The sequence below is a fragment of the Streptomyces sp. NPDC101165 genome, from assembly GCF_044768135.1.
Taxonomy (GTDB): Bacteria; Actinomycetota; Actinomycetes; order Streptomycetales; family Streptomycetaceae; genus Streptomyces.
Genome location: NZ_JBIWPG010000028.1, coordinates 47,598 through 70,359, shown reverse-complemented (window position 1 = coordinate 70,359; position 22,762 = coordinate 47,598). Strand labels below are relative to the sequence as shown.

General features: G+C 71.9%; 20 protein-coding genes. 15 read left to right on the top strand and 5 right to left on the bottom strand.

Annotation, left to right across the window (positions count from 1 at the left end; translation table 11 throughout):
• Positions 1 to 3: 3 nt before the first annotated feature.
• The 4 genes from ACIRVH_RS41105 to ACIRVH_RS41090 all read right to left on the bottom strand — a co-directional run bounded on the left by ACIRVH_RS41105 (position 4) and on the right by ACIRVH_RS41090 (position 2,710).
• Positions 4 to 297, bottom strand: a complete 294-nt coding sequence (locus ACIRVH_RS41105; RefSeq protein WP_403964873.1) for an HAD family hydrolase — start codon at positions 295 to 297, stop codon at positions 4 to 6.
• 155 nt (positions 298 to 452) lie between these two features.
• Complete coding sequence (locus tag ACIRVH_RS41100) at positions 453 to 1,160, bottom strand: lysoplasmalogenase family protein (RefSeq protein WP_403964839.1); 708 nt, start codon at positions 1,158 to 1,160, stop codon at positions 453 to 455.
• Between the two features lies 1 nt (position 1,161).
• Entirely contained in the window at positions 1,162 to 1,995 is an 834-nt protein-coding gene (locus ACIRVH_RS41095) for a sterol desaturase family protein (protein ID WP_403964837.1), read from the bottom strand.
• Position 1,996: 1 nt separating this feature from the next.
• On the bottom strand, positions 1,997 to 2,710 hold the full coding sequence (locus ACIRVH_RS41090; protein ID WP_403964835.1) for a FadR/GntR family transcriptional regulator: 714 nt from the start codon (positions 2,708 to 2,710) through the stop codon (positions 1,997 to 1,999).
• Between ACIRVH_RS41090 and ACIRVH_RS41085 the strand changes: the two genes are divergently transcribed.
• From ACIRVH_RS41085 to ACIRVH_RS41065, 5 genes are all read left to right on the top strand, one after another.
• Positions 2,709 to 2,921, top strand: a complete 213-nt coding sequence (locus ACIRVH_RS41085; RefSeq protein WP_403964833.1) for a hypothetical protein — start codon at positions 2,709 to 2,711, stop codon at positions 2,919 to 2,921. The two genes, ACIRVH_RS41090 and ACIRVH_RS41085, sit on opposite strands and share 2 nt — an antisense overlap.
• 7 nt (positions 2,922 to 2,928) lie before the next feature.
• Positions 2,929 to 5,712, top strand: a complete 2,784-nt coding sequence (locus ACIRVH_RS41080) for a SpoIIE family protein phosphatase (RefSeq protein ID WP_403964831.1) — start codon at positions 2,929 to 2,931, stop codon at positions 5,710 to 5,712.
• Positions 5,713 to 6,010: 298 nt separating this feature from the next.
• Positions 6,011 to 7,159, top strand: coding sequence for an ABC transporter substrate-binding protein (locus tag ACIRVH_RS41075; protein WP_403964829.1), 1,149 nt, complete (start codon positions 6,011 to 6,013; stop codon positions 7,157 to 7,159).
• Positions 7,160 to 7,377: 218 nt separating this feature from the next.
• Complete coding sequence (locus tag ACIRVH_RS41070; protein WP_403964826.1) at positions 7,378 to 8,229, top strand: NmrA/HSCARG family protein; 852 nt, start codon at positions 7,378 to 7,380, stop codon at positions 8,227 to 8,229.
• 248 nt (positions 8,230 to 8,477) lie between these two features.
• The gene (locus ACIRVH_RS41065; RefSeq protein WP_403964824.1) at positions 8,478 to 11,576 is read left to right on the top strand and encodes an AfsR/SARP family transcriptional regulator; all 3,099 of its coding nucleotides are present in this window, start codon (positions 8,478 to 8,480) and stop codon (positions 11,574 to 11,576) included.
• A gap of 40 nt (positions 11,577 to 11,616) precedes the next feature.
• On the opposite strand, the gene ACIRVH_RS41060 is transcribed toward ACIRVH_RS41065, so the two are convergent.
• Positions 11,617 to 11,808, bottom strand: coding sequence for a hypothetical protein (locus ACIRVH_RS41060; RefSeq protein WP_403964822.1), 192 nt, complete (start codon positions 11,806 to 11,808; stop codon positions 11,617 to 11,619).
• A gap of 408 nt (positions 11,809 to 12,216) precedes the next feature.
• Between ACIRVH_RS41060 and ACIRVH_RS41055 the strand changes: the two genes are divergently transcribed.
• From ACIRVH_RS41055 to ACIRVH_RS41010, 10 genes are all read left to right on the top strand, one after another.
• A complete protein-coding gene (locus tag ACIRVH_RS41055; protein WP_403964820.1) occupies positions 12,217 to 13,458 on the top strand; it encodes a M16 family metallopeptidase in 1,242 nt (413 codons plus the stop codon).
• On the top strand, positions 13,455 to 14,279 hold the full coding sequence (locus ACIRVH_RS41050; RefSeq protein WP_403964818.1) for a hypothetical protein: 825 nt from the start codon (positions 13,455 to 13,457) through the stop codon (positions 14,277 to 14,279). Before ACIRVH_RS41055 ends, ACIRVH_RS41050 begins: the two co-directional genes overlap by 4 nt.
• Positions 14,276 to 15,349, top strand: coding sequence for a hypothetical protein (locus tag ACIRVH_RS41045; RefSeq protein WP_403964816.1), 1,074 nt, complete (start codon positions 14,276 to 14,278; stop codon positions 15,347 to 15,349). The genes ACIRVH_RS41050 and ACIRVH_RS41045 overlap by 4 nt, the downstream gene beginning before the upstream one ends.
• Positions 15,346 to 16,317, top strand: coding sequence for an ABC transporter ATP-binding protein (locus ACIRVH_RS41040; protein ID WP_403964814.1), 972 nt, complete (start codon positions 15,346 to 15,348; stop codon positions 16,315 to 16,317). The genes ACIRVH_RS41045 and ACIRVH_RS41040 overlap by 4 nt, the downstream gene beginning before the upstream one ends.
• The gene (locus ACIRVH_RS41035; protein WP_403964812.1) at positions 16,314 to 17,087 is read left to right on the top strand and encodes an ABC transporter permease; all 774 of its coding nucleotides are present in this window, start codon (positions 16,314 to 16,316) and stop codon (positions 17,085 to 17,087) included. The genes ACIRVH_RS41040 and ACIRVH_RS41035 overlap by 4 nt, the downstream gene beginning before the upstream one ends.
• 6 nt (positions 17,088 to 17,093) lie before the next feature.
• Positions 17,094 to 17,909, top strand: a complete 816-nt coding sequence (locus tag ACIRVH_RS41030; RefSeq protein WP_403964810.1) for a hypothetical protein — start codon at positions 17,094 to 17,096, stop codon at positions 17,907 to 17,909.
• A gap of 32 nt (positions 17,910 to 17,941) precedes the next feature.
• The gene (locus tag ACIRVH_RS41025) at positions 17,942 to 18,763 is read left to right on the top strand and encodes a hypothetical protein (RefSeq protein ID WP_403964808.1); all 822 of its coding nucleotides are present in this window, start codon (positions 17,942 to 17,944) and stop codon (positions 18,761 to 18,763) included.
• A gap of 83 nt (positions 18,764 to 18,846) precedes the next feature.
• On the top strand, positions 18,847 to 20,175 hold the full coding sequence (locus ACIRVH_RS41020) for an aspartate aminotransferase family protein (RefSeq protein ID WP_403964807.1): 1,329 nt from the start codon (positions 18,847 to 18,849) through the stop codon (positions 20,173 to 20,175).
• On the top strand, positions 20,175 to 21,434 hold the full coding sequence (locus tag ACIRVH_RS41015; RefSeq protein ID WP_403964805.1) for a hypothetical protein: 1,260 nt from the start codon (positions 20,175 to 20,177) through the stop codon (positions 21,432 to 21,434). The genes ACIRVH_RS41020 and ACIRVH_RS41015 overlap by 1 nt, the downstream gene beginning before the upstream one ends.
• Positions 21,431 to 22,762 carry an HAD-IA family hydrolase gene (locus ACIRVH_RS41010; RefSeq protein WP_403964803.1) on the top strand — a complete coding sequence of 444 codons (1,332 nt, stop codon included), beginning with the start codon at positions 21,431 to 21,433 and terminating at the stop codon, positions 22,760 to 22,762. The genes ACIRVH_RS41015 and ACIRVH_RS41010 overlap by 4 nt, the downstream gene beginning before the upstream one ends.

Genomic DNA, 22,762 nt, shown 5'->3' with positions numbered 1-22,762 from the left:
GGCTCAGGCCTCCGCCCGCGTCGCCGCGGCCACGGAGGGGGTCGGGGGTGGCCAGGTCATTCCGGTGAGGTCGGGGACGATGAGGTCGGCCGCGGCCAGCGCTGCCGGCGACTGGGTGGAGGTGATCGCCACGCAGTCGGCGCCGGCGCGCTTGGCCGCCATCACCCCGGCCGGAGCGTCCTCGAACACCACGACGGTGGAGGGCTCCACCCCCAGCGCCGCGCAGCAGGCGAGACAACCCTGCGGATCCGGCTTTCCGCGGGTCACGTCGTCGGACGTGATCAGGACGTCGAACAGGTCCAGCCCGTTACCGACTCTTCTGACACCACGTCAGTCACGTGCGCACGCGCGTCACGTGATCCCGGCGCGCCTTCCGTTCGAGTCGGTGTCGAGTGCCAGGCGTGGCGTACGCCTGGCACTCGACGTGCTCCGCCGGAGGCGACCCCGGTTCATCAGGGAGTACCTCCACCGGGCGTCCCGGACGTCGTCGCGCGGGTCATGGGCATCGTCTGGTCGGCGAAGGGCATCCCGTCCGCCTGCCGTGCTTCCGCCGTGGTGAAGGCGGTGGCGATCAGGGCCAGGGCGACGGTGTACGTCACCATGACGAGCGCGGCACGTCCGGGGAAGTCGGCCCCCGCGGCTCCCAGCCCGACGAGCAGGTCCGAGGCGAGGAACACCAGCCCGCCCCAGGCCGCCCTGCGCCCCAGCACGCGCGCCGTCAGTGCCATGGTGACCAGGGCCGATGCGTAGACGGCGACCGCGGTGCCCAGTACCGGACCGAGGGCAGGAGCGAGAGCGGCGACCGCGGCGACCCACACGGCCAGGTGGACGGCGCACAGCCGGCGGCGGGGACGCAGATACCGCAGGGCGCCCGCCCGCAGGAACGCGGCCGTCCAGCACAGCTGCGCGCCCAGGAAGAAGGCGATTCCGACGACGAAGGCCACCCGGCCCGGCAGCATCAGCGTCACGTCCCCGGCGGCGGCGAAACCGAGGCCGGCCAGAACCGGAACATGCCGCGTGCCGGTCAGACGCCACAGGTGTACGGCGAGCACGGGTGCCAGCAGGGGTTTGGCGATCCACTCCAGGGGAGGCAGGCCGGCCGCGACCCCGGCGATGTCGAGAGCGGCCAGCGCGGCGAAGGCGACGATCAGCGGCGGCATGTCACGCGTCCGCCCTGGGTGCCCAGCCGGGCGGCCCGACCAGATACCCGGCACGGTCGCGCCAGCGTCGCGCCGTGCGGACGTCGCGCCAGACGGCCGCGAACTCGTGGAAGGCCACCCGCACCGGGTTGTAGGTACCGATGTTCGTCGTCAGGCCGTACACCACCCGCTCGCCCTCCGGTTCGAACGTGCCGAAGAGCCGGTCCCAGACGATGAGGATGCCGCCGTAGTTGCGGTCCAGGTAGACGTTGTTCGAGCCGTGGTGGACGCGGTGGTGGGAGGGCGTGTTGAAGAACCACTCCACGGGCCGCCACAGCTTGTCCACCCGCTCGGTGTGCAGGAAGAACTGGTAGACGAGGCTGAAGGCCTGCTGGAGCAGGATCATCCACGGCGGCATGCCGAGCAGCGCCAGCGGCAGCCAGAAGGGCAGGCCCGTCATAGGCGTCCAGCTCTGACGCAGGGCGGTCGAGAGGTTGAACCGGAGGCTGGAGTGGTGGACCACATGGCTCGCCCACAGCACCCGCACCCGGTGGTGGGCGCGGTGGAAGGCGTAGTACGCCAGGTCGTCGCCGAAGAACAGCAGTACCCACGTCCACACGGAGGACGGCGACAGATGCCAGGGGGCGACGGCGAAGAGAGCCGAGTACAGCACGATCGTCACCGCCTTCCAGGGCATCGCGATCACCTGGCTGCCGGCGCCCATGGACATGCTGGTGGCGGTGTCGCGCAGCTCGTAGCCGCGCTCGTCGTCGTCCGGGAGGAAGCGGTAGGAAAGGGCCTCGACGACGACCAACAGCACGAACGCGGGTATCGCGTAGACCACGGCCGGGATCATGTCAGCGCACCGCCTTCCGCGGCGTCGCGGGCACGCTGCGGGACAGCAGCTCGCGCGCCAGCCGTTCGGCCGCCTCGGCCTCGCGTGCCGCGATGTGCGCCGCCAGCCGCTGATGTGCTTCGACGTCGAGGAGTTCGGCGGTCCGCAGGTCGTCCGGCACGTCGGCGACCGGGAGTGTGCCGTCCACCAGGCTGTTGAAGGCCAGCAGGTAGGCGACGTTCCCGGAACCCTCCACGATCAGCCGCCACCAGGCGACGTCCGCATCGGCCAGCTCGGTCAGATCGGGCCCGGCGCACGCGTACCGGCCCGCGGCCTCGACGATCTTCCCGGCGGCGTCCTCGGAGCACCTGATCGTGCACAGCCGGGCCGCGTCGGCGCCGATGCACGCCCGCATCTCCAGGGCGTCGCGGGCGAGGTCCTCCACCGAGGGCCCGGCGTCGGCCGCCGCGATGCCCATGGCGAGGTCGAGGCCGGCGGTGTGCCGCCAGTCCAGGACGAGCGTGCGGCCGCCGTGGCTGACCTCGACCAGCCGTGCCTGCTGGAGCCGCTTGACGGCCTCCCGGACGGCATGCCGGTTCACCCCGAACTCGGCTGCCAAACCCCGTTCGGCGGTGAGCGCGGCACCGGCCGGCAGTTCACCGCCGAGGATTCTGTCGCGCAGCAGGGCGAAGAGCTGGTCGGAGACCGCCTCGCGCCGGATGAGTCCATCATTCATGGCGATCAGGGTGGATGCGGGCGGCTCACTGGTCAACTGGTTGGACCAGTTTTTCTGCGGCGATCCGCGCACACGGATCGCCGTCGACACCGGCCTCACACTCGTGGACAGCACCATGGCCCGTCCCGTTCGCTTCGCGGTCAGCCATCCAGAAACGATAGAAAGGGGATATGAGTCGAGCTTCAGGACAATCCGGGCACAATCTGCCTGATGCGTCCATGAGGGCTCATCGCCCCGATCGGCCCCGTCAGGCGGGGGAGGCCTGGCGGTCGGGCTCACTGCTGAGCGTGCACAGCGTCGCGGGCCAGGTCTTCCTGCTCCAGCTGGCGGTGGTGATGCTGCTCGTCGCCGCCGCCCTGCTGGCGCTCGTGGTGCAGGCTCAACGCGACGTGATGGCGGACGCCCGCCACCGGACGCTCACCGCGGCACAGACGTTCGCGCACTCCCCGGGCATCGTGGCGGCACTGGACAGCGCGAACCCGACCGCGGAGCTGGAGCCGCACGTCCAGGCGGCTCGGAAGGCCGCGGGCGTCGACGCCGTCATCGTGTACGGGCTGAACGGGATCACCCTCGCCCACAGCGACCCGCGTCAGATCGGGAAACGCGTCATCGGGCCCTACGCCGCGGCAGCGACCGGCAAGCCGTTCACGAGTACGTTCAAGGGCTCACTGGGACTCTCCGTGATCTCGGCGGTGCCCGTCAGGGCGCCCGACGGCTCGGTCATCGCCATCGTCTCCGTGCCCGTCACGGTCGAGACGGTGCAGCAGAGAGTGAACCGGCAGCTGCCGTTCCTCCTCGGCGGCGCCGCCACGGCCCTGGCTGTCGCCGCAGGCGGGTCGGCCCTGGTGAGCCGGCGGTTGCGGCGGCAGACCCACGGCCTGGGGCCGACCGAGATGACCCGGATGTACGAGCACCACGACGCGGTGCTGCACGCGGTGCGGGAGGGAGTGCTGATCGTCGGCGGTGACGGCCGGCTGCTGCTGGCCAACGACGAGGCACGACGGCTTCTGGACCTGCCCGCGGACACGGAGCGGCGGCACATCACCGATCTGGGTCTTGACGAGGACCTCGCCGGGCTGCTGGCCTCCGACCGCCCCGCCACCGACGAGGTGTACCTGGCGGCCGACCGGCTGCTCGCGGTCAGCAAGCGGCTCACCGCACCTCACGGACCGGTCGGCAGCGTGGTCACGCTCCGGGACACCACCGAGCTGCGGGCCCTCTCCGGCCGGGCGGAGGTGGCGCGCGAACGGTTGCAGTCGCTCTACGACGCCGGACTGCGGATCGGCACCACACTCGATGTGAAACGCACGGCCGAGGAGTTGGCCGAGGTGGCGGCGACCCGATTTGCCGACATCGTCACCGTCGACCTGCTGGACCCGGTCCTGCGCGGCGAGGAAACCTCCGGTGCGCCCACCGGGATCACCGAGCTGCGCCGCAGCGCCGTCGCCGGTCTCGACCCGGACCATCCCCTCCACCCCGTCCGCGAGCTGATCCAGCTCGTTCCCGCCCATCCCGTCTCCACGGCGATGACCGAGGGGCGCCCGGTCCTGGTCGGGGACCTGAGCGCCTCCGACGCCTGGCGGGCCCCGCGGCCCGAACGTGCCCGGCAAGTCCTCGATCACGGCATCCACTCCATGCTCGTGGTACCCCTGCGCGCCCGCGGCGTGGTGCTGGGCGTGGTGGACTTCTGGCGCGCGCAGGGCTCGCCGTCGTTCGAGGAGGAGGACGTGTCCTTCGCCGAGGAACTGGCCGCCCGGGCAGCGGTGTCCATCGACAACGCCCGCCGCTACACCCGCGAACACACCATGGCCGTCACCCTGCAGCACAGCCTGCTGCCCCGCGCGCTGCCCGAGCAGTCCGCGCTCGACGTGGCCTACCGCTATCTGCCGGCCCAGGCCGGGGTGGGTGGGGACTGGTTCGATGTCATCCCGCTGTCCGGTACCCGGGTGGCGCTGGTCGTGGGCGATGTCGTCGGGCACGGTCTGCACGCCGCGGCGACGATGGGCCGACTGCGCACCGCCGTGCACAACTTCGCCAGTCTGGACATGCCCGTGGAGGAGCTGCTGGGCCGGCTCGACGAGCTGGTGGCGCAGATCGACGCCGAGGAGGTCGCCGCAGCGAAGGACGGACAGGGGATGATCACAGGGGCGACCTGTCAGTACGCCGTCTACGACCCCACCTCCGGGCGACTGGCCATCGCCACCGCCGGCCACCCGGGACCAGCGGTGGTCCGGCCCGACGGGACCGTCGACATCCCTCAGTTGCCCGTCTCCCCGCCACTGGGACTCGGAATCGGCCTGCCGGTCGAGACCGCCGAGCTCACCGTGCCCGAGGACTCCCGGCTGGTGCTCTACACCGACGGGCTGATCGAGGACCGCACCCGGGACCTGGACGCCGGCCTGGAGGCCCTGCGCGACGCTCTGGCAGGGCCAGGTCGCACGCCGGAGGCCACCTGCGCGGCGGTGATGGAGGCCATGCTGTCCGACCGGCCCCGGGATGACATCGCGCTGCTGGTGGCCCGCACGCGCCGGCTCGGACCGGATCAGGTCGCCGAGTGGGAGGTGCCCCGCGACCCGGCGGCGGTGGCCCCCGTGCGCACCGCCTGCACCCGCCGGCTGGCGGAGTGGGGGCTGGAGCAGTTCGGTTTCACCGCCGAACTCATCCTCAGCGAGCTGATCACCAACGCCATCCGCTACGGAGCCGAGCCCATCACCGTGCGGCTGCTCCGCACGGAGCCGGTCGGCAGCCCCGACGCGGGCAGCCTGATCTTCGAGGTCGCCGACGGCAGCAGCACCTCGCCGCGGCTGCGCCGGGCGAAGGTCACCGACGAAGGCGGCCGCGGACTCTTCCTGGTCGCCCGCTTCGCCGAACGCTGGGGGACCCGCTACACGACCACCGGCAAGGTCATCTGGGCCGAACAGTCCCTGCGTCACGACGCCACGCCGGAGCCGGAAGGACTCGGCGAGCTCCTGCTCGACCAATGGGACGACACCGCGCTGTGAGGTGAGCCGGTACGTCCCGTCCCCCACCGTCGCGCACGCCACGTGCCCAGGTGGGCCCGGCGGGGACCCGGGACATACGGAGAAGCCGAGTGCCGGGAAAGGGACGGTGACCTCGGGCTTCCCGGGCGGCATACCGCCATCGAGGCGGCCGGGTACCCTGGCCTCGACGACCACTTCGTCGGCACTGACGAGCCGAGGAAACCGGGAGGCGCAGCGGGAAGCCCGCCACTGCGGACCCAGTGGCGGTGCCGGCAGCCGGTCGAGGCGACCACCTCATCCCCCACGTCCGGGAGCAGCCGTGACTACACCGTGTGCCCGAGCAGCGGCGGTCCTCGGCTGCTTCGCTCTCGTGGCACTGGGCCTGAGCGCTTGCGGGGACACACCGACCGCCGGCCTCGCGAAGCCGCCGGCGGCCACGTCCGCCGAGAGCATGGGCGGCATGCGTGCACTGATCGCCGCAGCGAAACAGGAGGGCACGCTCAGAGCGATGGCGCTGCCCCGTGACTGGGCCGGCTACGGCGGCCTGATCAACGGCTTCGAGAAGAAGTACGGGATCAAGGTCACGGTCGAGAATCCGCTGGGCCACAGCGAGGACGAGATCGACGCCCTGAGGAAGAGGGGGAACCGGCCGACGGCGCCCGACGTGATCGACGTGGGCGACACGTTCGCACGGAAAGCGGCGGCGCAGAATCTTCTCGCCCCGTACAAGGTGGCCTCTTACGATTCGATTCCCGGTAGTCAGAAGGATTCGAAGGCACGCTGGTCCAACAACTACGGGGGCTACATCTCCATCGGCTGCGATGCCAACCGGGTCGAACCCTGTCCGCAGACCTTCGCCGATCTGCTGAAGCCCGGTTACAAGGGCAAGGTCGCGCTCGAAGGCGACCCGCCCCGGTCGGCCACCGCCTTCGCCAGTGTCTACGCGGCCGCGCTGGCGAACAACGGGTCGTTCGACGACGTCCAGCCCGGTCTCGACTTCTTCGCCGAGCTCAGGAATCGCGGCAACTTCACCCCGCTCAATTCCAACTCGGCGACGGTCGCGAGCGGCCTGACCCCCATCAGCATCAACTGGGACTACGTCAACCTCCACTACGCCGACGCGCTCCGCGACAAGGGCGTGAACTGGCAGGTCGCGATCCCCTTCGACGGCAGCTTCGCCCAGTATTTCGCGCTCGCGATCAACAAGAACGCCCCGCACCCGGCGGCCGCCCGCCTGTGGCACGAGTACCTCTTCAGCCCGGAGGGCCAGAACCTCCGGCTGCGCGCCTATGCCCGCCCGGTCCTCATGGACGCCATGAGGCAGGACGGCACCCTCGACAAGGCCGCCGCCGAACGACTGCCGACGGTCGAGGGAACGCCGCAGTTCCCGACGGACGCGCAACTGGAGAAGGCGAAGGAGACCGTCACCAAGGGCTGGGCCAAGGCCGTCTCCGGCCGGCCGGGATGATCCCCGTCGTCCGTCAGCTGTGCGGCGAACGGGCACCGACACGGAGCGGACCCGTCATCGCTTCCCGCACCGACCATGACGGTGCGTGCACGGTGTCGAGTCCTCCGGTGCCCTGCTCCCGCCTGTCGGCACCGTGCGGCGTCGTCCGGCGCGGATGATGAACGCCGGGGCCGGCAGCCGATCCGCCGCCCCCCTGCTGCTCGGAAAGGAGTTCTTCGATGGTCGATGAACCAGTCCTGGTGCTTGCGGCGACCGGTGGTCAGGGCAGGGCCGTGACCGACGCGCTGCTGGCCCGCGGGGCCCGGATCAGGGCGCTGGTCCGCGACCCCGCCAGGAGTGCCGCGCGGCAACTGGCCGACCAGGGTGTGGACGTGGTGGCGGGCTCGCTGAGCGATCCCGGGTCGCTCGCCGCGGCCATGCGAGGGGTGGCCGGTGTCTTCGCGTTCACCACGCCCTTCGAGGCCGGTGTCGAGGCGGAGGTGGAGCAGGGGCGGGCCATCCTCGCCACCGCGGCGCGGGAGCGCGTCGCGCATCTCGTGTTCAGTTCGGTCGCCGGGGCCGACCGGGACAGCGGGGTACCGCATTTCGAGAGCAAGGCGCGCATCGAGGCGGAACTGGCCGCGGGAGACGTGCCGTACACGATCCTGGGTCCGACGTACTTCTTCGACAACGCGCTCGGCGGAGCCCGGCGCATCCTCGACGGCGTGCTCGATCTGCCGCTGCCGCCCGACCGGCCGTTGCAGCAGCTCGCCCGGCCCGACCTCGGCGCGTTCGCCGCGGACGTGCTGCTCAGCCCCGCTCGTTACGTCGGGCAACGCATCGAACTGGCGGGCGACGCGCCCACGCCCACGCAGATGGCGGCCGCGCTCGGCGCGGCGCTGGGACGGGAGGTCCGCCATGAGTACGTACCGCTCGCGGCCATCGGGAATCCGGACATGCACGCGATGTGGACGTTCCTGAACGGGCCCGGCTACCGCGTCGACATCCCCGCGCTCCGGGCCGCTCACCCGGAGATCCGCTGGACCGGCTTCGCCGACTGGGCACTCCACACCTGGGCGACCGCCGACTGAGCCGGCCGTCCGTTCGCCGGGCCGCGCGCAGCCGGCGCCGGCCGGTCCCTCGATCTCCTGGTGCTGTCGGTCGAGCCGCGTTGTAAGCGTGCTGTCTTTACATAACCATGTGTCACCGATCGCAACCTGGAACGAAAAGTGATCATCTTTGAAGACGAAGTGACGATGGTGTGCAGCTTGCGTGGCCGTGCCGGTGAAGAGCACGTGACGGAGCAATGACCACCCGTTCCAGTCGAGGAGACAGAGCATTGAGCACACGGGTGGCCGAGGACCTGACGTTCCAGGTACTGGGGGCGGTACGGGCCTTACGTGGTGGGAGCGCGATACCCGTCGGCCCTCCCCAACAGGCGGCCGTGCTCTCGGTCCTGCTGCTGCGTGCCGGGCACTGCGCGTCCTTCGAGGAGCTCGCCGACGCCCTGTGGGAGGGCGACCTCCCCAAGTCCTCGGCGACGACGATCCGCACCTATGTGTGGCGGCTGCGCCGGGTGCTGGAGGAGGACCCCTCGGCACCGGAGATCCTGACGTCCGTGGGAGACGGCTACCGGCTGGCCGTGGCGGGCGGCGCGGTCGACGCATGGCACGCCGAGTCGCTGGCCCGGCAGACCGCCCGGCTCAGGACCGAGGGCCGTGCCCAGGAGGCCGAGGAAACCGCCGTCCGCGCCCTTGCCCTGTGGAAGGGCACCTCGTTGGCGGGCGTCCCCGGCCCGTTCGCCGAGCGCAGGCGTGACCGGCTGGAGGAGCTCAAGGTCTCACTGCAGGAAGAGCGCCTCGCGCTGGCCGTCCAGCTCCACCGCTTCCAGTTCTCGCTACCCCAGCTGGCCGAGCTCACTGTCGAACATCCGCTGCGCGAACGGCCTTACGCGCTGTTGATGCGTGCCCTGTGCGCGACCGGGCGGCAGTCCGAGGCCCTTGCCGTGTACGACCGCGTGCGCCGCCGCCTCGCCGAGGAACTCGGCGTCGACCCGGGCCGCGAGCTGGCGGTGGAGTACGCACGGATCCTCAACGGAGTGCCCGCCGTCGACGACGTTCCTCCGGAAGCAACCGGACCCCGGCCGCGTGCCGAGGTCGGTTCCGCTCCGCTCGGCACGTCCGACCGGCCGGAGGAACGCGACGCCGGGCCGGAGCCGACGCCGGCGGCCCGGCCGGCGGCGGACGGACCGCGCGCGGCCTTTCTGCCCGTCCCGGCCCAACTGCCCGCCGACGTACCGTCCTTCGTCGGACGCGAGGCGCTCACCCGCCAGATGTGCGAGCTGCTCACCGCCACGGATCAACGCGCGTTGACCACGGTGGCCGTCACCGGTATGAGCGGGGTGGGCAAGACGACCCTCGCCCTGCACGTGGCCCACCGCGTCCGGGACCACTACCCGGACGGCCAGCTCTATGCGGATCTGCGCGGCAGCAGCGTCTCACCGGCCGATCCGTTCGTCGTCCTGGGCAGCTTCCTCACGGCTCTCGGTGCACCGGCCGACGAGCTGCCCGAGGAACTCGATGATCGGGGGCGGCTGTTCAGGTCCCTGCTCGACCGCCGACGAATCCTGGTCGTCCTGGACAACGCGCGTGACGAGATGCAATTACGTCCTCTGATGCCCGGCAACGCCGGCTGCGCGGTGATCGCCACCAGCCTGCCCCGGCTGTCGGGACTGGACGCCACAGCCCACATCGGTGTGGACGTGCTCACCCGGCAGGAGGCGCTGGACCTGCTGGAGGCGGCGGTCGGCGCGGCCCGTCTCGCCGCCGAGCCGGACGCGGCCGGGGCGCTGGTCACCGCGTGCGGTCATCTGCCGCTGGCCACGCGGATCGTCGCGGCGCGACTGGCGGCACGTCCGGCCTGGTCCATCGCGTCCCTGGTCCGCAAGCTCGCCGACGAACGCGGTCGCATAGCCCATCTGCGTCTCGGCGACGTCGCCATCGACGCGGCCTTCGAACTGGGCTACCGGCAATTGTCCGCCCCTCAGGCCCGTGCCTTCCGGCTCCTGGCACCGGTGGCCGAGCCCGACATCGGGGTGCCTGCCGTGGCAGCGGTACTCGATCTGGACCAGGACAGCGCCGAGGAGCTCGTGGAGTCCCTGGTGGACGGCTCCATGGTGGTGTCGCCCGCGCCGGGCCGTTACCGCTATCACCACCTGCTGGGGGCCTTCGCCCGTGCGCTGCCGGCACCGCCGGATGCGGAGCCGGCCGAGGCGACGATCCGTCGCCTGTTCGACTTCCTGCTGGCCAGTGCCTGCTCCGCGTTCCGCCATGTCGTTCCCGGTGACCCGGTGAGTGACTCACTCGGGCCGTTTCGTTCACCGGGCCTGTGCTTCGCCGACGCGCCCGCGGCCCGTGCCTGGGTGGCCGAGGAGGCCGACGGAATGCTGACCGCCCTGATGCACACGGTGCACGATCCGGCCGCGCTGCGCATGGCGGCGGATCTGCTCATCGCTCTCAGCGCCTTCGGCCAGGAAGTGCCCTCGTCCCGGCTGATGACGGGGGCGCAGGCCCTGGCGGAGGCCGCCGCCGTCCACGGAGACCGGCGGACACTGGGCCGGGCCCGGTGGCTCAGCGGCGCCCTCGCGCTGCGGGTCGGCGATCCGGCCCGGGCCGAGCGGCTCGCCGCCGAGGCCGTGGCGGCCTGCCGTGACACGGGTGACCAGGTCATCCTGCGGCAGGCCCTCAACGACCTCGGACTGGCGGCACAGTTCCTCGGCCGCCACGAGGACGCGCTCGCCCACTTGGAGGCGTCACTGGAACTGGCCGAGGAACTCGGGCACCGTTCCGGCAAGGTGGCGACCACCCTGAACGCAGCGCTCACGCGGATCCGCAGCGGACAGGCCGCCGCCGCGGTCGCCCCGTGCGAGGAGGTGCTGACGGATCTGCGGTCCCGGGGCGACGACGCCGGCATGACCGCCTACGCGCTCTATGTGCTCGGGCTGGCCCTGCACGCTCAGCATCGGTGGGAGGCGGCAGCCGGGCGTTTCGGGGAGTGCCTGGACGTGTGCCGTGACGCCGGCATCCGGGATCGCGCCGCGCACGCGGGCTATCGACTCGCGGACTCGCTGCGCCACTTGGGTGACCTGGACGGCGCCCTCCGGCACGCGGAGGACGCGGTCACGATGTTGCAGGAGGTCGGCGGGGACCGCGATCTGGCGGCGGCCCGGCTGGTGCTGGGCCGGCTGCTGTCCGAGCGTGGTGACGTCGACCGGGGCCGGTCACAACTGGAGCAGGCCCATGAGACGTTCACCCGGCTGGGCCTGCCCGAGGCGCGGCAGGCCGCCGACGCGCTGGCGACGCCTGGGGGTTCCGCGACATCCGGCCGGCCCCGCACGGGAAGGTCGGCCGACCCCGATCGACGGGCCGGCCGACCGTGAGGGAGAGGCCGACCCCTCCCTCACCCCCTTGAGGACGCCCTCAGCTCGTGATCGTGCAGGTGCTGCAGCTGGAGCCCGTGCTGTTCCAGGCGGCGACGTGGTGGCCACTGCGGGCCCCGGCGTCGGCCCCCGCGCTCGCGGCGGTGCCGATCATGCCGGTCAGAAGGCCGACGAGCCCGAGGGCGGCGGCGTACTGCCACCGGGTCGGCTTCCGTTTCTTCGTGCGCATCATGTCGCGTGTCTCTCACTCCGTGCGGCGGGGCCGCTTGTACCTGTCAGCGCACAGGGTGGCACGGTCGCGTCAACAGTTGATCAACGATTGATCGAAGTCGGTCACCGACCGGCTGTCGACGGCCTGTTGACACGCGCTGCCTAGCGTTCTCATCGGTCGGGCCTTCCGGCCGCACAGAGAACCGAGAAATCGAAGGAGAGCGACATGACTCGCAACCACGCCGTCGGCATGCGTCCCCGCCTGGACAAGGTGAAGGTCAAGGCCACCAAGGCCTGAGGCCCCGCATGATGCGCGGCTGCCGGGGAGTTCCGTTTCCCCGGCAGCCGCCGGTGCGCCGCCCCCTCCCCCCTTCGTTCATCCGCACATCGCGTCGGCCCGCCGCCGCGTACGGCCCCGAGAGAGTGGCCCTTGACCGACTACGACCTCACCACCCGTCCTGCGGGGCCGGCAACCGCGTCCGTCCCCCTGCTGACCGTGGTCGACGAACGGCTGAAAACCACCAGTATCTGCTGGGCGCTGGCCCACGGTTCCCGCGACGACCCGGAGGGCCGCGGCGGGATCGCCCACCTTCTGGAGCACCTGGTGATGTCCTGCCCTCTCGGCGAGGGCGGGACGCACCTGTCGTTCAGCGAGTACGTGGAGCGCCGCGGCGGTCAGGCCAATGCCCAGACGGGCCTCGAAGTGATGCTCTACTACGCACAGGTGCACGCCGACGACGCGGAGGACGTCGCCGCCGCTCTCCTGCGCGCCGTGTTCGAACCGGCGCTCGGCGACAGCACCCTGGACAGCGAACGAACCGTGGTGCTGCAGGAATTGGCGGCAGGGGCCGCCGACCCCGCGGACGCCGTCCAGGACGCGGTGCTCGCCCAGCTCTTTCCCGGACATCCGCTGGGCCGCCCGGTCGGCGGTGAGCCGGACCAGCTGGGCGCGGTGACCGCGAGTGACCTGCAGGCCGTCCACCGCGAACGATTCGTCCGGGCCCCGGGTTTCCTGGTCGTCGTGGGACCGCGCGTCCCGCAGGTGCTGACCCGGGCCGCCGCCCGCGCGACCGGTCGGCCGGTGGCCGAGGCGCCGCACGTACCCCTGGAGCCCGTCGGCGCCGGCGATCCACTGCCCGACCCCGCGAGCCGCGACTTCGCCTGGCTCTGCTTCGGCGCACGCTCCCCCAGGGCCGGAGTCCCGGGGCGCGCCGCCCATGGCGTCCTCGCCCACCTTCTCGGCTCCAGCCCCTCTTCCCTGCTGTACCGCACACTGCGCAGCGAGCACGGACTGTCCTACTCGTTCCACGCGTGGGACCGCGGTTACCGGGAGGCCGGTGCCTGGCGGCTGCTGATCGGCGCGGAGGCGTCCGCTGCCGACCGGGTCCACGCCGTCGTGGACGAGTTGCTGACTGCCGTCGCCGAACAGGGCCCGTCACCCGACGACTTCGACGCGGCGGTGCGGCAGGCGGAGATGAGCCTCGTCCTGGAGTCGGAGACACCCCTGGAGTACGCCAAGCTGATCGCCGAGCGCAGCTGCTCGGCGGGACGCCCCTGGAGCCTGGAGGAAGAGATCACCGAGCTGCGCCGGGTGAGCGCCGCGGACGTCCGGCGCGCCGCCGCGGACGTCCGGCGGCACCTCCTGCTGACCGTTCGATCGGTGGCCGCATGACGTACGCCGTCGAAAGCTATCTGGAGGCCGCGCGCGACGCAGGTCTGCTGCGCACGGTGTCCGGCCTGCCCTTTGTGGCGGGCGACTCCACCGATCCCCTGTCGGACGCCCGGCGTCTGCTGGTGGAGTACGCGGACCCCGGGCTGTTGTCGGACTCCACCACCGCGCCCTCCCTGTGGCGGGCCCTGCTCGCCGGCCACCCCGACACCTCGGTCGTCGTCGTGCGCACCGGTGCGCAGGTCCGGCTACCGCGACCGTGGCACCGAGAGCTCACCTACGTACGGCTGGCCGCGGACGCCGACGTCCCGGTCGCCCCGGCCGGCCCCCGCGTCACCCCGGCCGAGGAGGAACACCGGCCGATGCTGGCGAACTGGCTGGTGCGTGCCATCCTGCACGCCGCGCGCGAGCAGGGCCGGCCGGTGGATCCCGGGGCCGCGGCCGCCGAGGCCGACGCCCTGCTCGACACTCCGACCCGGCACTCCCTGCTGGTATGGGAGCACGGTGTGCCCGTGGGGCACGCGACCGTCATCGGCCGGGCCTGGGACGAGATCTCGGCACGGTCCCACATGGAACTGGTGGACGTTCTCGTCGAGCCCGACGCGGACGCCCCCGCGGGCCGCGCGGCCCTGGTCGCCGCTTGCGCGTCCCTCGCCCGGGCGGCACGGACGCCGTTGATCGGGCACGTGGTGCACGGGCCCGACGGCAACGGCGACCAGGTCACCGAAAGCCTGTGTGCGCGGGGCTGGACGGTGGACCACCGCTACTGGAGGGCCCGTACCGAAGAACTGGCCGCGACGCTGAAGGGAGCGGGCCCGGCATGACCGTCACACGACTCGACCTCGCACTGTTGCACCGGCTGTTGCAGGTCCCGGAGCACGAGGGCGCATACCGTCTGGTGCGCCGCGCCCAGCAGACCTCGGGCACGCTCGCCCAGTTGGTCGTCTCGCTGGCCGTCGTGGAAGGCGTCGAGGCCGGCAGCGGCAGCAGGGATCTGCTGGCCAGGGCGGCCTCCCGTGCGGCCCGCTACGCCGAGCTGCGTACGGCGCTGGACGGCTACAGCGGGCTGCGTACCGTCAAGGGGCCCTCCCTCGCCGCCCACTATCCGCCCGGTGTCCGGCGCCCGGTCGGTGACCTCGACCTCGTCGCATCGGACGAGGAGCAGCTGTGGCGGGCCGCGGGCACCCTGTGCTCGCTGGGCGGCGAGCCCGCGGAGTTGTCGCTGTTCACCGCCGATGGGCGACTGCACGTCATGCTCGCCGTGCTGTGGCCCTCCCCCGACGCGTTGCTGGAGGAGGAGATCCGTGTGGAGCTGTGCACAGCGGCGTTCTCCGGCGACTTCGCCACCGTGCCCGTCCGCCCGGACCTGCCCGCCGAGCAGTCTCTCGCCGACCTGCTGTCGGTGGCGGAAGAGCGCTTCCAGCGGGAGTTCCACACCAAGGACGCCGTCGACCTGCTGATGCTGCTCGACAGCGGTGCGGCGGCACCGGCGGCAATGGCCGAGGCGGCGGCCGGCCACCGGCTGGCGCCCGAACTCCTGGAACTGGTCGATCTGCTGAGCGACGCCGTCGCGCACCCGGCAGCCGGGCAGCTTCGGCAGGCCCTGGCCGTCGGCGCGGCCGAGGAGTCCGCTCGCCGTGCCGCCGCGGACCGGCCGGTACCGCAACCGGACCGAACGGTGGCGGCACGGCTGGCGGCGGGACAGCCGGTCTGGGGCATGCCCCTGACCCGTACGGCACGCCCCGGGCAGCGGTGTCTCCTCGAACACCGGTCCGCGCTGTCCCTGGCCCGCACCCCGGTCGGTGACTTCCTGCTGGTGGCGGACGAACTCGTGGATCCGGACGTGCATGCTGCGGCCCTCGCCGCGGCGGCGGGTGAGGAGGCCGGCGCATGACGAACCCGGACGTACCCGCGATCGAAGTGACCGCGCTCACCCGCGAGTTCGGCTCCCGACGACGGCCCGGCGCGACGGTCTCCGCGCTGCGCGGCATCGACCTGACCGTCCGCACCGGCGAGGTGCACGGCCTGCTCGGCCCGAACGGCGCCGGGAAGACGACCCTGTGCAAGATCCTCACCACCGTCCTGCTGCCCAGCGGCGGCACGGCCCGGGTGTGCGGGCACGACGTGGCCGCCGCGCCGCGTGCGGTCAAGCCGTTGATCGGCATCGCCTTCGGCGGCGACCGGGGCCTGTACGGCCGTATCACCCCCCGCCAGAACCTCACCCTGTGGGGCGCGCTCTACGGCCTGCACGGCCGCGAACTCGCGCGCCGGGTCGACGGGTTGCTGGAACGGGTCGGCCTGAGCGAGCGGGCGGGAGACCGTGTCGACGGCTTCTCCCGGGGCATGAAGCAGCGCCTCCACCTCGCCCGCGGACTGGTCAGCGATCCCCGGGTCCTCATCCTCGACGAGCCCACCACCGGTATGGACCCGCTGGCCGCCTTCGACTTCCGCACGCTGGTGCACGAGCTGCGCACGGAGGGCCGTACCGTGCTGATCACCACACACGACATGGCGGAGGCCGAAGCCGTGTGCGACCAGGTCACGCTGATCGACCGCGGTCAGGTGCTGGTGACCGACCGGCCGGAGGTACTGGCCCGGCAGATGTCCGCCTACGAGTGCGTGCAGGCGGCCGGGGTGCCGGCGTCCGTCGCCGAGGAGCTACGGCAACTCACCGGCGTCTCCTCGGTCGACCGGACGCCGGACGGCCGGATCACCGTGGAGATCTCGGCCGCCGAGACCACCTCCGAGGTGCTGCGCAGGCTGGTCGCGGCCGGCGTCACCTCGCTGGCCACGGTCAGCCCCGGGCTGGCCGAGGTCTACCGGCACCTGGTGCGGGACCGCGGAATGCGGGTGGCCCGGTGACCCCCGCCCTGTTCTGGCAGGTGTTCCGCCTTCAGGTGCTGATGACCCTGCGGACCCCGGACACCCTCCACGTCTTCGTGACGGCGCCGCTGTACACATGCGTCTTCCTCGCCATCACCGAACACGCCGACCGGCGCGACCTCGCCGGATTCGCCGTGCTGGCACCGGTGCTGATGTCGCTGTGGTCGATGGCGCTGATGGCGGGTGGAGAGCTGATCGGTCACGAGCGGGAGCGGGGCACGCTGGAGGCCGTGGTGGCCACACCGGCGCGCTACTCGGCGGTGGTCACGGCCCGGATCGCCGCCGTGACGGTGCTGAGCACGCTGAGCCTGGCGGAGGCCTGGCTCGTCGCCTGGGCCGGCTTCGGCCTGGTGGTGACGATCGCCCACCCGTTGCTCTTCGTGGTCGGTGTACTGCTCACCGCGGCCGCCATGGCGGGCACCGCGAGCTGTGTGTCGGCCCTGTTCGTGCTGGCCCCCTCCGCCCGGATCCTGCAGAACACACTGAGCTTTCCCTTCTTCCTGCTCGGCGGGGTCCTGGTGCCCGTGAGCTACCTCCCGGACTGGCTGCGCCCGGCCAGCAAGGCCGTGTTCCTGACCTGGAGCGCGGATCTCCTGCGGGACGCCGTGAGTCCCGGTCCGGCCCGGGACACCACGGGCGGCCTGCTGGCCGTGGTGCTGCTGGGGCTGGCCGGCTACGCCGCCGGAACGCTGCTGATCGACCGAATTCTGCGCAGGGTCCGGGTCACCGGCACCCTGGCCCGGATGTGAGGCCGCATGGACATCACCGCCTCCCGTGCGACCGGCGTCGGCCGGGTGGTCCGCGCGGCCGCCGCCAATGCCTTCGCCGACTTCCGCGCGACCTACACCTGGTACAGCTGGACGTTCGGCTGGCTGGGCCGGATGCTGTGCCAGGTCGCCTTCTTCGCTCTGCTCGGCTCCTACCTGCACTCACCCGGTCAGACCCGCTATCTCGTCCTCGGCAACTCGGTGATGACATGCGTCATCGAGGCCATGACGGTGGTGGTGTCGACCAGTTGGGAGCGCGCGCACGGCACGTTGGCGCTGCTGGCCGCCGCGCCCAGCGAGATGGGGTGGGTCTTCCTCGGCCGCAGCCTGCAGTGGCCCGTGAGCGGCTGCGCGACCTCGCTGGTCGCGCTGGTGCTGCTGGATCCGCTGTTCGGCGTGCAGTTCGCGGCGGCGCAGCTTCCGGTGCTGGTGGCACTGGTACTGCTGACGGCGTTCAGCACGTACTGCTTCGGGCTGTTCCTCGGCGCTTTCGTGCTCGCCGCGCCGGCCGTCCGCAACATCGTGTTCAACACCGCCTTCCTCGTCACCATGGCGATCGGCGGGGTCCAGGTGCCGACCGGTTTCTGGCCGTTCGGCGTGCGCCTGCTGGCCAGTGCGCTGCCGGCCACGCACGGCGTCGCAGCGGTGCGGGCTCTCGCCGACGGTGCCGGTCCGGCCGCCGTCGCACGGCCGGCTGCCTGCGCCGCGCTCGCGGGCGCGCTGTGGCTGGCCGCCGCGCTGACCGCGTTCCGTGTCTCGGCACGGCTGGCCCGCCGGCACGACGGCTACGAGTTCGCCGTATGAGCGACGAACCGTTCGAACAGAAAGGTCATCCCATGTCCCACCCGGCGGCGCCGGGGGAGCTGAGCGTCCTGGTCGTCAAGCCGGACGGCTACCGCTGCCCCCAGGTGCGTGCGTACGTCGACGAGCTCCTCGGGGCCTCGCAGCTGACCGTCGAGCTGCGCTACGAGGTCTGTCTGGAGGACGAGGACGTCATGGACACCTGGCCCAAGTTCGCCGGGCCCAAGTACCCGATCACCGCGGAGTTGCTGAGGCTGTACCTGACCAGCGGACCGTGCGAGGTCATCGTGGTGCGTGGGCCGGACGTGGTGCGCCGTTGCGCGCACCTGCGCGGCGAGGTGCGGGCACGGTTCGGTACCTCGGCGTTCGCCAACTGTGTGCACACCCCGACCGAGCCCCAGGAGATCGGCCCCAACGTGGAGAAGTACCTGGTCAGCCTGCCGACGGGGCAGCCGTTCACACGGCACCGCGACGAGGGCGTCACCGAGGGGATCAGCGGCCGGCTGGCCGCCCTGCCACGTTCCGCGCTGCTCGCCGAGGCGCGGGCCTTCTGGCGGACGGCGCAGAAGGAGGGCTGGCGCGCTGCCTGGCGTCCCCGTCCGGTGGGCGGTGGCTTCGGTGCCTGTCTGCTGCCCGGTGATCCGCATTCCGTGGACCACGGCATGTCCCTGATCGCCGACGCCCTGCCCGGACTGACCGTGCGCGAGGTGATCTCCGCCTACGTGGAGGCCGAGGTGGAGGGCTGGTCCTGTCTTCTGTCCGGTACCGGCGCCGAGACCCGGGAACTGGCCCGTCTGCTGGCGGCGCGAGGCCTGTACACCGAGGTCAGGGCGCTGGCCCCGGCCCAGCAGACCTGAACGGCAGCACCGGTCCCACCCCTTGCCGCCGCGCGGCCCATGCGCCGCCGCCCCGCCTCCCGCTTCCCCGTCGAAGAGCGTCAATGAGCCTGGAGAGCCTTCGTATGCCCCTGCCCCCTCATCTCGTAGCCCCGGACCTCGTGCCCGAGCAGCAGGTCGACGACACCAGCGCCGTCTACTATCCGGTCTCCGACACCCGGATGGTGGCCGGTGAAGGCATCTACCTGTACGACTCCGAAGGCCGCGGATACATCGACTGCGCGTCCGCGACCTTCAACCTCAGTCTCGGCTACCGCCACCCCGCGGTGGTCCGGGCCATCAAGGAACAGGCCGACCAGCTCATCCATGTCACGTCCGGGTTCCAGACGGCGCCCATCAACGCTCTGGCCCACCGCTTGGTGAAGCTGGCCCCGAAGACGATCAGCAAGGCCCATCTGAAGGTGGACGGGGGGTCGGCCGCGAACGAGGGCGCGGTGAAGATGGCACAACGCGCGACCGGACGACGGGATGTGATCACCCTCTTCCGCAGCCACGTCGGCCAGACGGTGATGATGGCCAGCCTGTCCGGCAACGCCTTCCGCAAGCAGCCGCTGGCCCAGCTGTACCACGGCGGACTCCAGGTGCCGGACCCGTACTGCATGCGCTGCTTCTACGGCCAGGATCCCCGCAGTTGCGGCCTGATGTGCGTGGACCGCATCAACGACTTCCTGGAGTACGCCAGCAGCGGCAGCGTGGCGGCGGTGCTCGTGGAGCCCATCTCGGGCAACGGCGGCAACATCGTGCCGCCGGACGGGTACTTCGCCGCGCTGCGCGAGCTGTGCGACGCCCACGACATCAAGCTGATCTTCGACGAGGTGCAGACCGGCATCGGCCGCACGGGACACATGTTCGCCGCCGAGCACTTCAGCGTGGACCCCGACGCCATCACCGTGGCCAAGGGACTCGGCGGTTCCGGCACCCAGGTCGCGGCCATCCTCACCAGTGACGAGCTGGCGGGCCTGCCCACCAACGACCACTCCTTCACCTACGGGGCCAACCTGCTGGCCGCCGCCGCGGCGCTCGCCACCCTGGACGTCATCGACGACCCGGGCTTCCTCGCCAACGTGCGGGCCACCGGCGCGCACATCCTCGGCCGCCTGGAAAGCCTGCGCCGCACGCACCCACACCTCGCGGACGTGCGGGGAGTGGGTCTGATGATCGGCGTCGAGATCGTCGACGAGTCCGGACGCCCCAGCGCCGCGCTCACCAACCGGCTGGCCGAACGTGCCCTGGACCACGGTCTGGTCCTGCGTACCTCGCGTTACGGACACGGCAACGTGCTGAAGGTCCGCCCGCCCCTGATCCTCACCCCCGAGGAGGCCGACGTCATCTGCGACCGGTTCACCGAACTGCTGCTGGCGGAGGGAATCTGATGTCTCACCGGCCGGCACGCCCGACGCCGCGACAGCCCGCCGCCGACAGCGACATCGCGTTCGTCGGAGGCGGCTTCCGCACCACCACGTTCCTCGCCTCCGCCCCCGGCCTGCTGCGCCGGCGGATCCGCGTCTACGAGCGTGGCACCACGGTGGGCCCCGGCGGGTTCGCGCGGTACAGGATCACCACCACCTCCATCGGCTCCCGCTTCTTCAAACACCTGGACCCTAGCGGCCCGTTCGCGTCCCTGGCCCACTCCCCCGCGCTGGCCGACGTCGTCCACGCCGAGCAGCCGGTGGCCATGGAGCGGCTGGCCACCGCCCTGACCGCACTCGGAGGCACGCTCGCGGATGCCCTCGGACCGGACGGGTTGCGCCTGGGCAGCGCGGTCGTCGCGGTGCACGCCGACAGCCGGCAGCGGCGGGTCGTGCTGCAACTCTCCGACGGCAGCACGGAGTCGGCACGGCACGTGGTGCTCGCCACCGGGCGCACCGAGCGGCCGCATCCGGAACTGGCCCCCTGGCGGGCGAAGGTACTGGCGTCGGGAACCGTGATCTCCATCGGCCACCGTCAGGACGTCAAGGACAGGCTCCTCGCGGCCGCCGGCCGGCCGGTCGTCGTCGCCGGCTGCTCGCACAGCGCGATGTCCGCCCTGCAGACCCTGCTCGATGCGCGGGCCGAACTGCGCGCCGAGCACCCCGACGCGCCCATGCCCGCCCTCCGGGTCGTCCGGCGTGGTCCGGCCCGGCTCATGTACGACAGCGCGGACCTCGCCCGGCTCGGTCAGGTGCCGGGCCGGGAGCGCCCGTTCGTCCCCGTCGCCGACGTGTGCCCGGCCACCGGCATCGTCTACCGGGACTCGGGGCTGCGTCACCAGTCACGCGCCCTGTACTGCGCCCTCTGGGCGGGCGAGGTGCCCGGCGCCGCTCTCGTGGACGCACCCGTACTCGCCGACGCGGCCTACGACTTCGACGAGGCCGCACTGATCGTCCAGGCGCTCGGTTACCACGGCCAGGCGCCGGACATCCACGCGGACGGCGTGCCGGCGCGCCCCGGCGACTCCCCCGCCCGGCTGCTCGCCGACGACGACGGAGCACTGCTGCTGACCGGGACCGCGCACCCCCTGCTGTCCGTGCTGCGGGTGGAACCCACCCCGCTCGACCGCAGGGACGACACCGCCTACGCGAGCGACCTGTACGAGCGACTGGCGAGCCGCCTGGACCGCCTGGCAGCACGGGTGACGGAGGTGGGCGTATGAGCGGCGGACCGGTTCTGGACGCGCTGGCCGCGCTGATCGGCGAGCGGCGGACCGGCACCCCGACACGCCCGTACGTGGTCGGCGTCACCGGAGTCGACACCGCGGGCAAGTCGAGGCTGGCCGAACGGCTGCGGGTCGCGCTGCAGGACAGGGGCGTGCCCGCCGCAGTGGTGCACGTCGACGACTTCCACCGCCCGCGGGCCGAACGTTACGACCCCGCGCTGCCGGAGCCGCGCCAGTACTACGAGCGCAGCATCGACTTCACGCGGCTGGCCGCCGAAGTCCTGGCCCCGCTGCGGGCCGACGGGCGGTTGCACCGCACCGTGGCGCGCCTCGACCTGCCGACGGACGAGTGGACCACGATCCGCTACGACTTCGATCCCGGCAGTGTGGTGATCCTGGAGGGCGTCTTCCTGTACCGCGCGGAGACCAAGCCCCATGTCGACCTCTTCGTGCACCTGCACGTGGACGAGGACACGGTGCTGGAACGGGCCCGGTCGCGCGACTTGCCCGCCCAGGGCGAAGAGGTGATGCGGAAGTACCGCGACAAATACCTGCCGGCCCAACGGGCGTATCTGGACGAGCACGCACCAGGGACGCTCGCGGACGTGATGCTCGACAACTCCCGCTGGCAGGAGCCCGTCGTACTGTCGTGGCCCGGCGAGCCCCGCGCCGTGCTGTTCGACCTGTGGAAGACACTGGTGCCGCTGCCGGACGAGCTGAAACGGCGCACGTTCGAGGCCACCACCGTGGCGCTCGGGCAGCGGCCCGAGGATCTCGCGGACGCGTGGAAGCGCACCAGGGAGGTGCGTGAGACCAGGCCGTTCGCCGACTACCTGGACTGGCTGCGCGACCATCTGGCGGGTACCTGGTCGCCGGCCCAGGCGGCTCGGGCGGCGGCCACCCGCCGCCGGCTGCACGGCGAGGCCTTCGCCACCCCGCTGCCGGGCGCCGTCCAGGCCGTGACGGTGGCGAGGCAGTTGGGCCTGTGCACGGCACTGGTCTCCAACTGCACTTCCGACGTGCGGGAGATGGTGCGTGAGTCGGCCTTCGCGGACCGCTTCGACGAACTGCTGCTCTCCGCGGAGGCCGGCGTCATGAAACCGGATCCGGAACTGTTCCGCACGGCCGCCGCCCGGCTCGGTGTGCCACCGTCGGCCTGCATATTCGTCGGTGACGGCACCGACGGGGAACTTGCCGGTGCCGCCGCCGCGGGCATGACCGCCGTCCTGGTGGAGTGCGGTGAGCCGCGCTCGTGGACCGGACCCGGGATCGCCGCCCTGCCCGACCTGACCGACCTGCTCGTGACCGTCCTCGCCAAGGGGTGA

What these genes read in the sequence shown, in the direction of transcription:
- ACIRVH_RS41080 (WP_403964831.1), top strand. Translation starts at nt 2,929, where the DNA reads ATGAGGGCTCATCGCCCCGATCGGCCCCGTCAGGCGGGGGAGGCCTGG.
- ACIRVH_RS41030 (WP_403964810.1), top strand. Translation starts at nt 17,094, where the DNA reads ATGGACATCACCGCCTCCCGTGCGACCGGCGTCGGCCGGGTGGTCCGC.
- ACIRVH_RS41060 (WP_403964822.1), bottom strand. Translation starts at nt 11,808, where the DNA reads ATGATGCGCACGAAGAAACGGAAGCCGACCCGGTGGCAGTACGCCGCC.
- ACIRVH_RS41050 (WP_403964818.1), top strand. Translation starts at nt 13,455, where the DNA reads ATGACGTACGCCGTCGAAAGCTATCTGGAGGCCGCGCGCGACGCAGGT.
- ACIRVH_RS41045 (WP_403964816.1), top strand. Translation starts at nt 14,276, where the DNA reads ATGACCGTCACACGACTCGACCTCGCACTGTTGCACCGGCTGTTGCAG.
- ACIRVH_RS41095 (WP_403964837.1), bottom strand. Translation starts at nt 1,995, where the DNA reads ATGATCCCGGCCGTGGTCTACGCGATACCCGCGTTCGTGCTGTTGGTC.
- ACIRVH_RS41020 (WP_403964807.1), top strand. Translation starts at nt 18,847, where the DNA reads ATGAGCCTGGAGAGCCTTCGTATGCCCCTGCCCCCTCATCTCGTAGCC.
- ACIRVH_RS41010 (WP_403964803.1), top strand. Translation starts at nt 21,431, where the DNA reads ATGAGCGGCGGACCGGTTCTGGACGCGCTGGCCGCGCTGATCGGCGAG.
- ACIRVH_RS41070 (WP_403964826.1), top strand. Translation starts at nt 7,378, where the DNA reads ATGGTCGATGAACCAGTCCTGGTGCTTGCGGCGACCGGTGGTCAGGGC.
- ACIRVH_RS41100 (WP_403964839.1), bottom strand. Translation starts at nt 1,160, where the DNA reads ATGCCGCCGCTGATCGTCGCCTTCGCCGCGCTGGCCGCTCTCGACATC.
- ACIRVH_RS41090 (WP_403964835.1), bottom strand. Translation starts at nt 2,710, where the DNA reads ATGAATGATGGACTCATCCGGCGCGAGGCGGTCTCCGACCAGCTCTTC.
- ACIRVH_RS41085 (WP_403964833.1), top strand. Translation starts at nt 2,709, where the DNA reads ATGGCGATCAGGGTGGATGCGGGCGGCTCACTGGTCAACTGGTTGGAC.
- ACIRVH_RS41025 (WP_403964808.1), top strand. Translation starts at nt 17,942, where the DNA reads ATGTCCCACCCGGCGGCGCCGGGGGAGCTGAGCGTCCTGGTCGTCAAG.
- ACIRVH_RS41040 (WP_403964814.1), top strand. Translation starts at nt 15,346, where the DNA reads ATGACGAACCCGGACGTACCCGCGATCGAAGTGACCGCGCTCACCCGC.
- ACIRVH_RS41015 (WP_403964805.1), top strand. Translation starts at nt 20,175, where the DNA reads ATGTCTCACCGGCCGGCACGCCCGACGCCGCGACAGCCCGCCGCCGAC.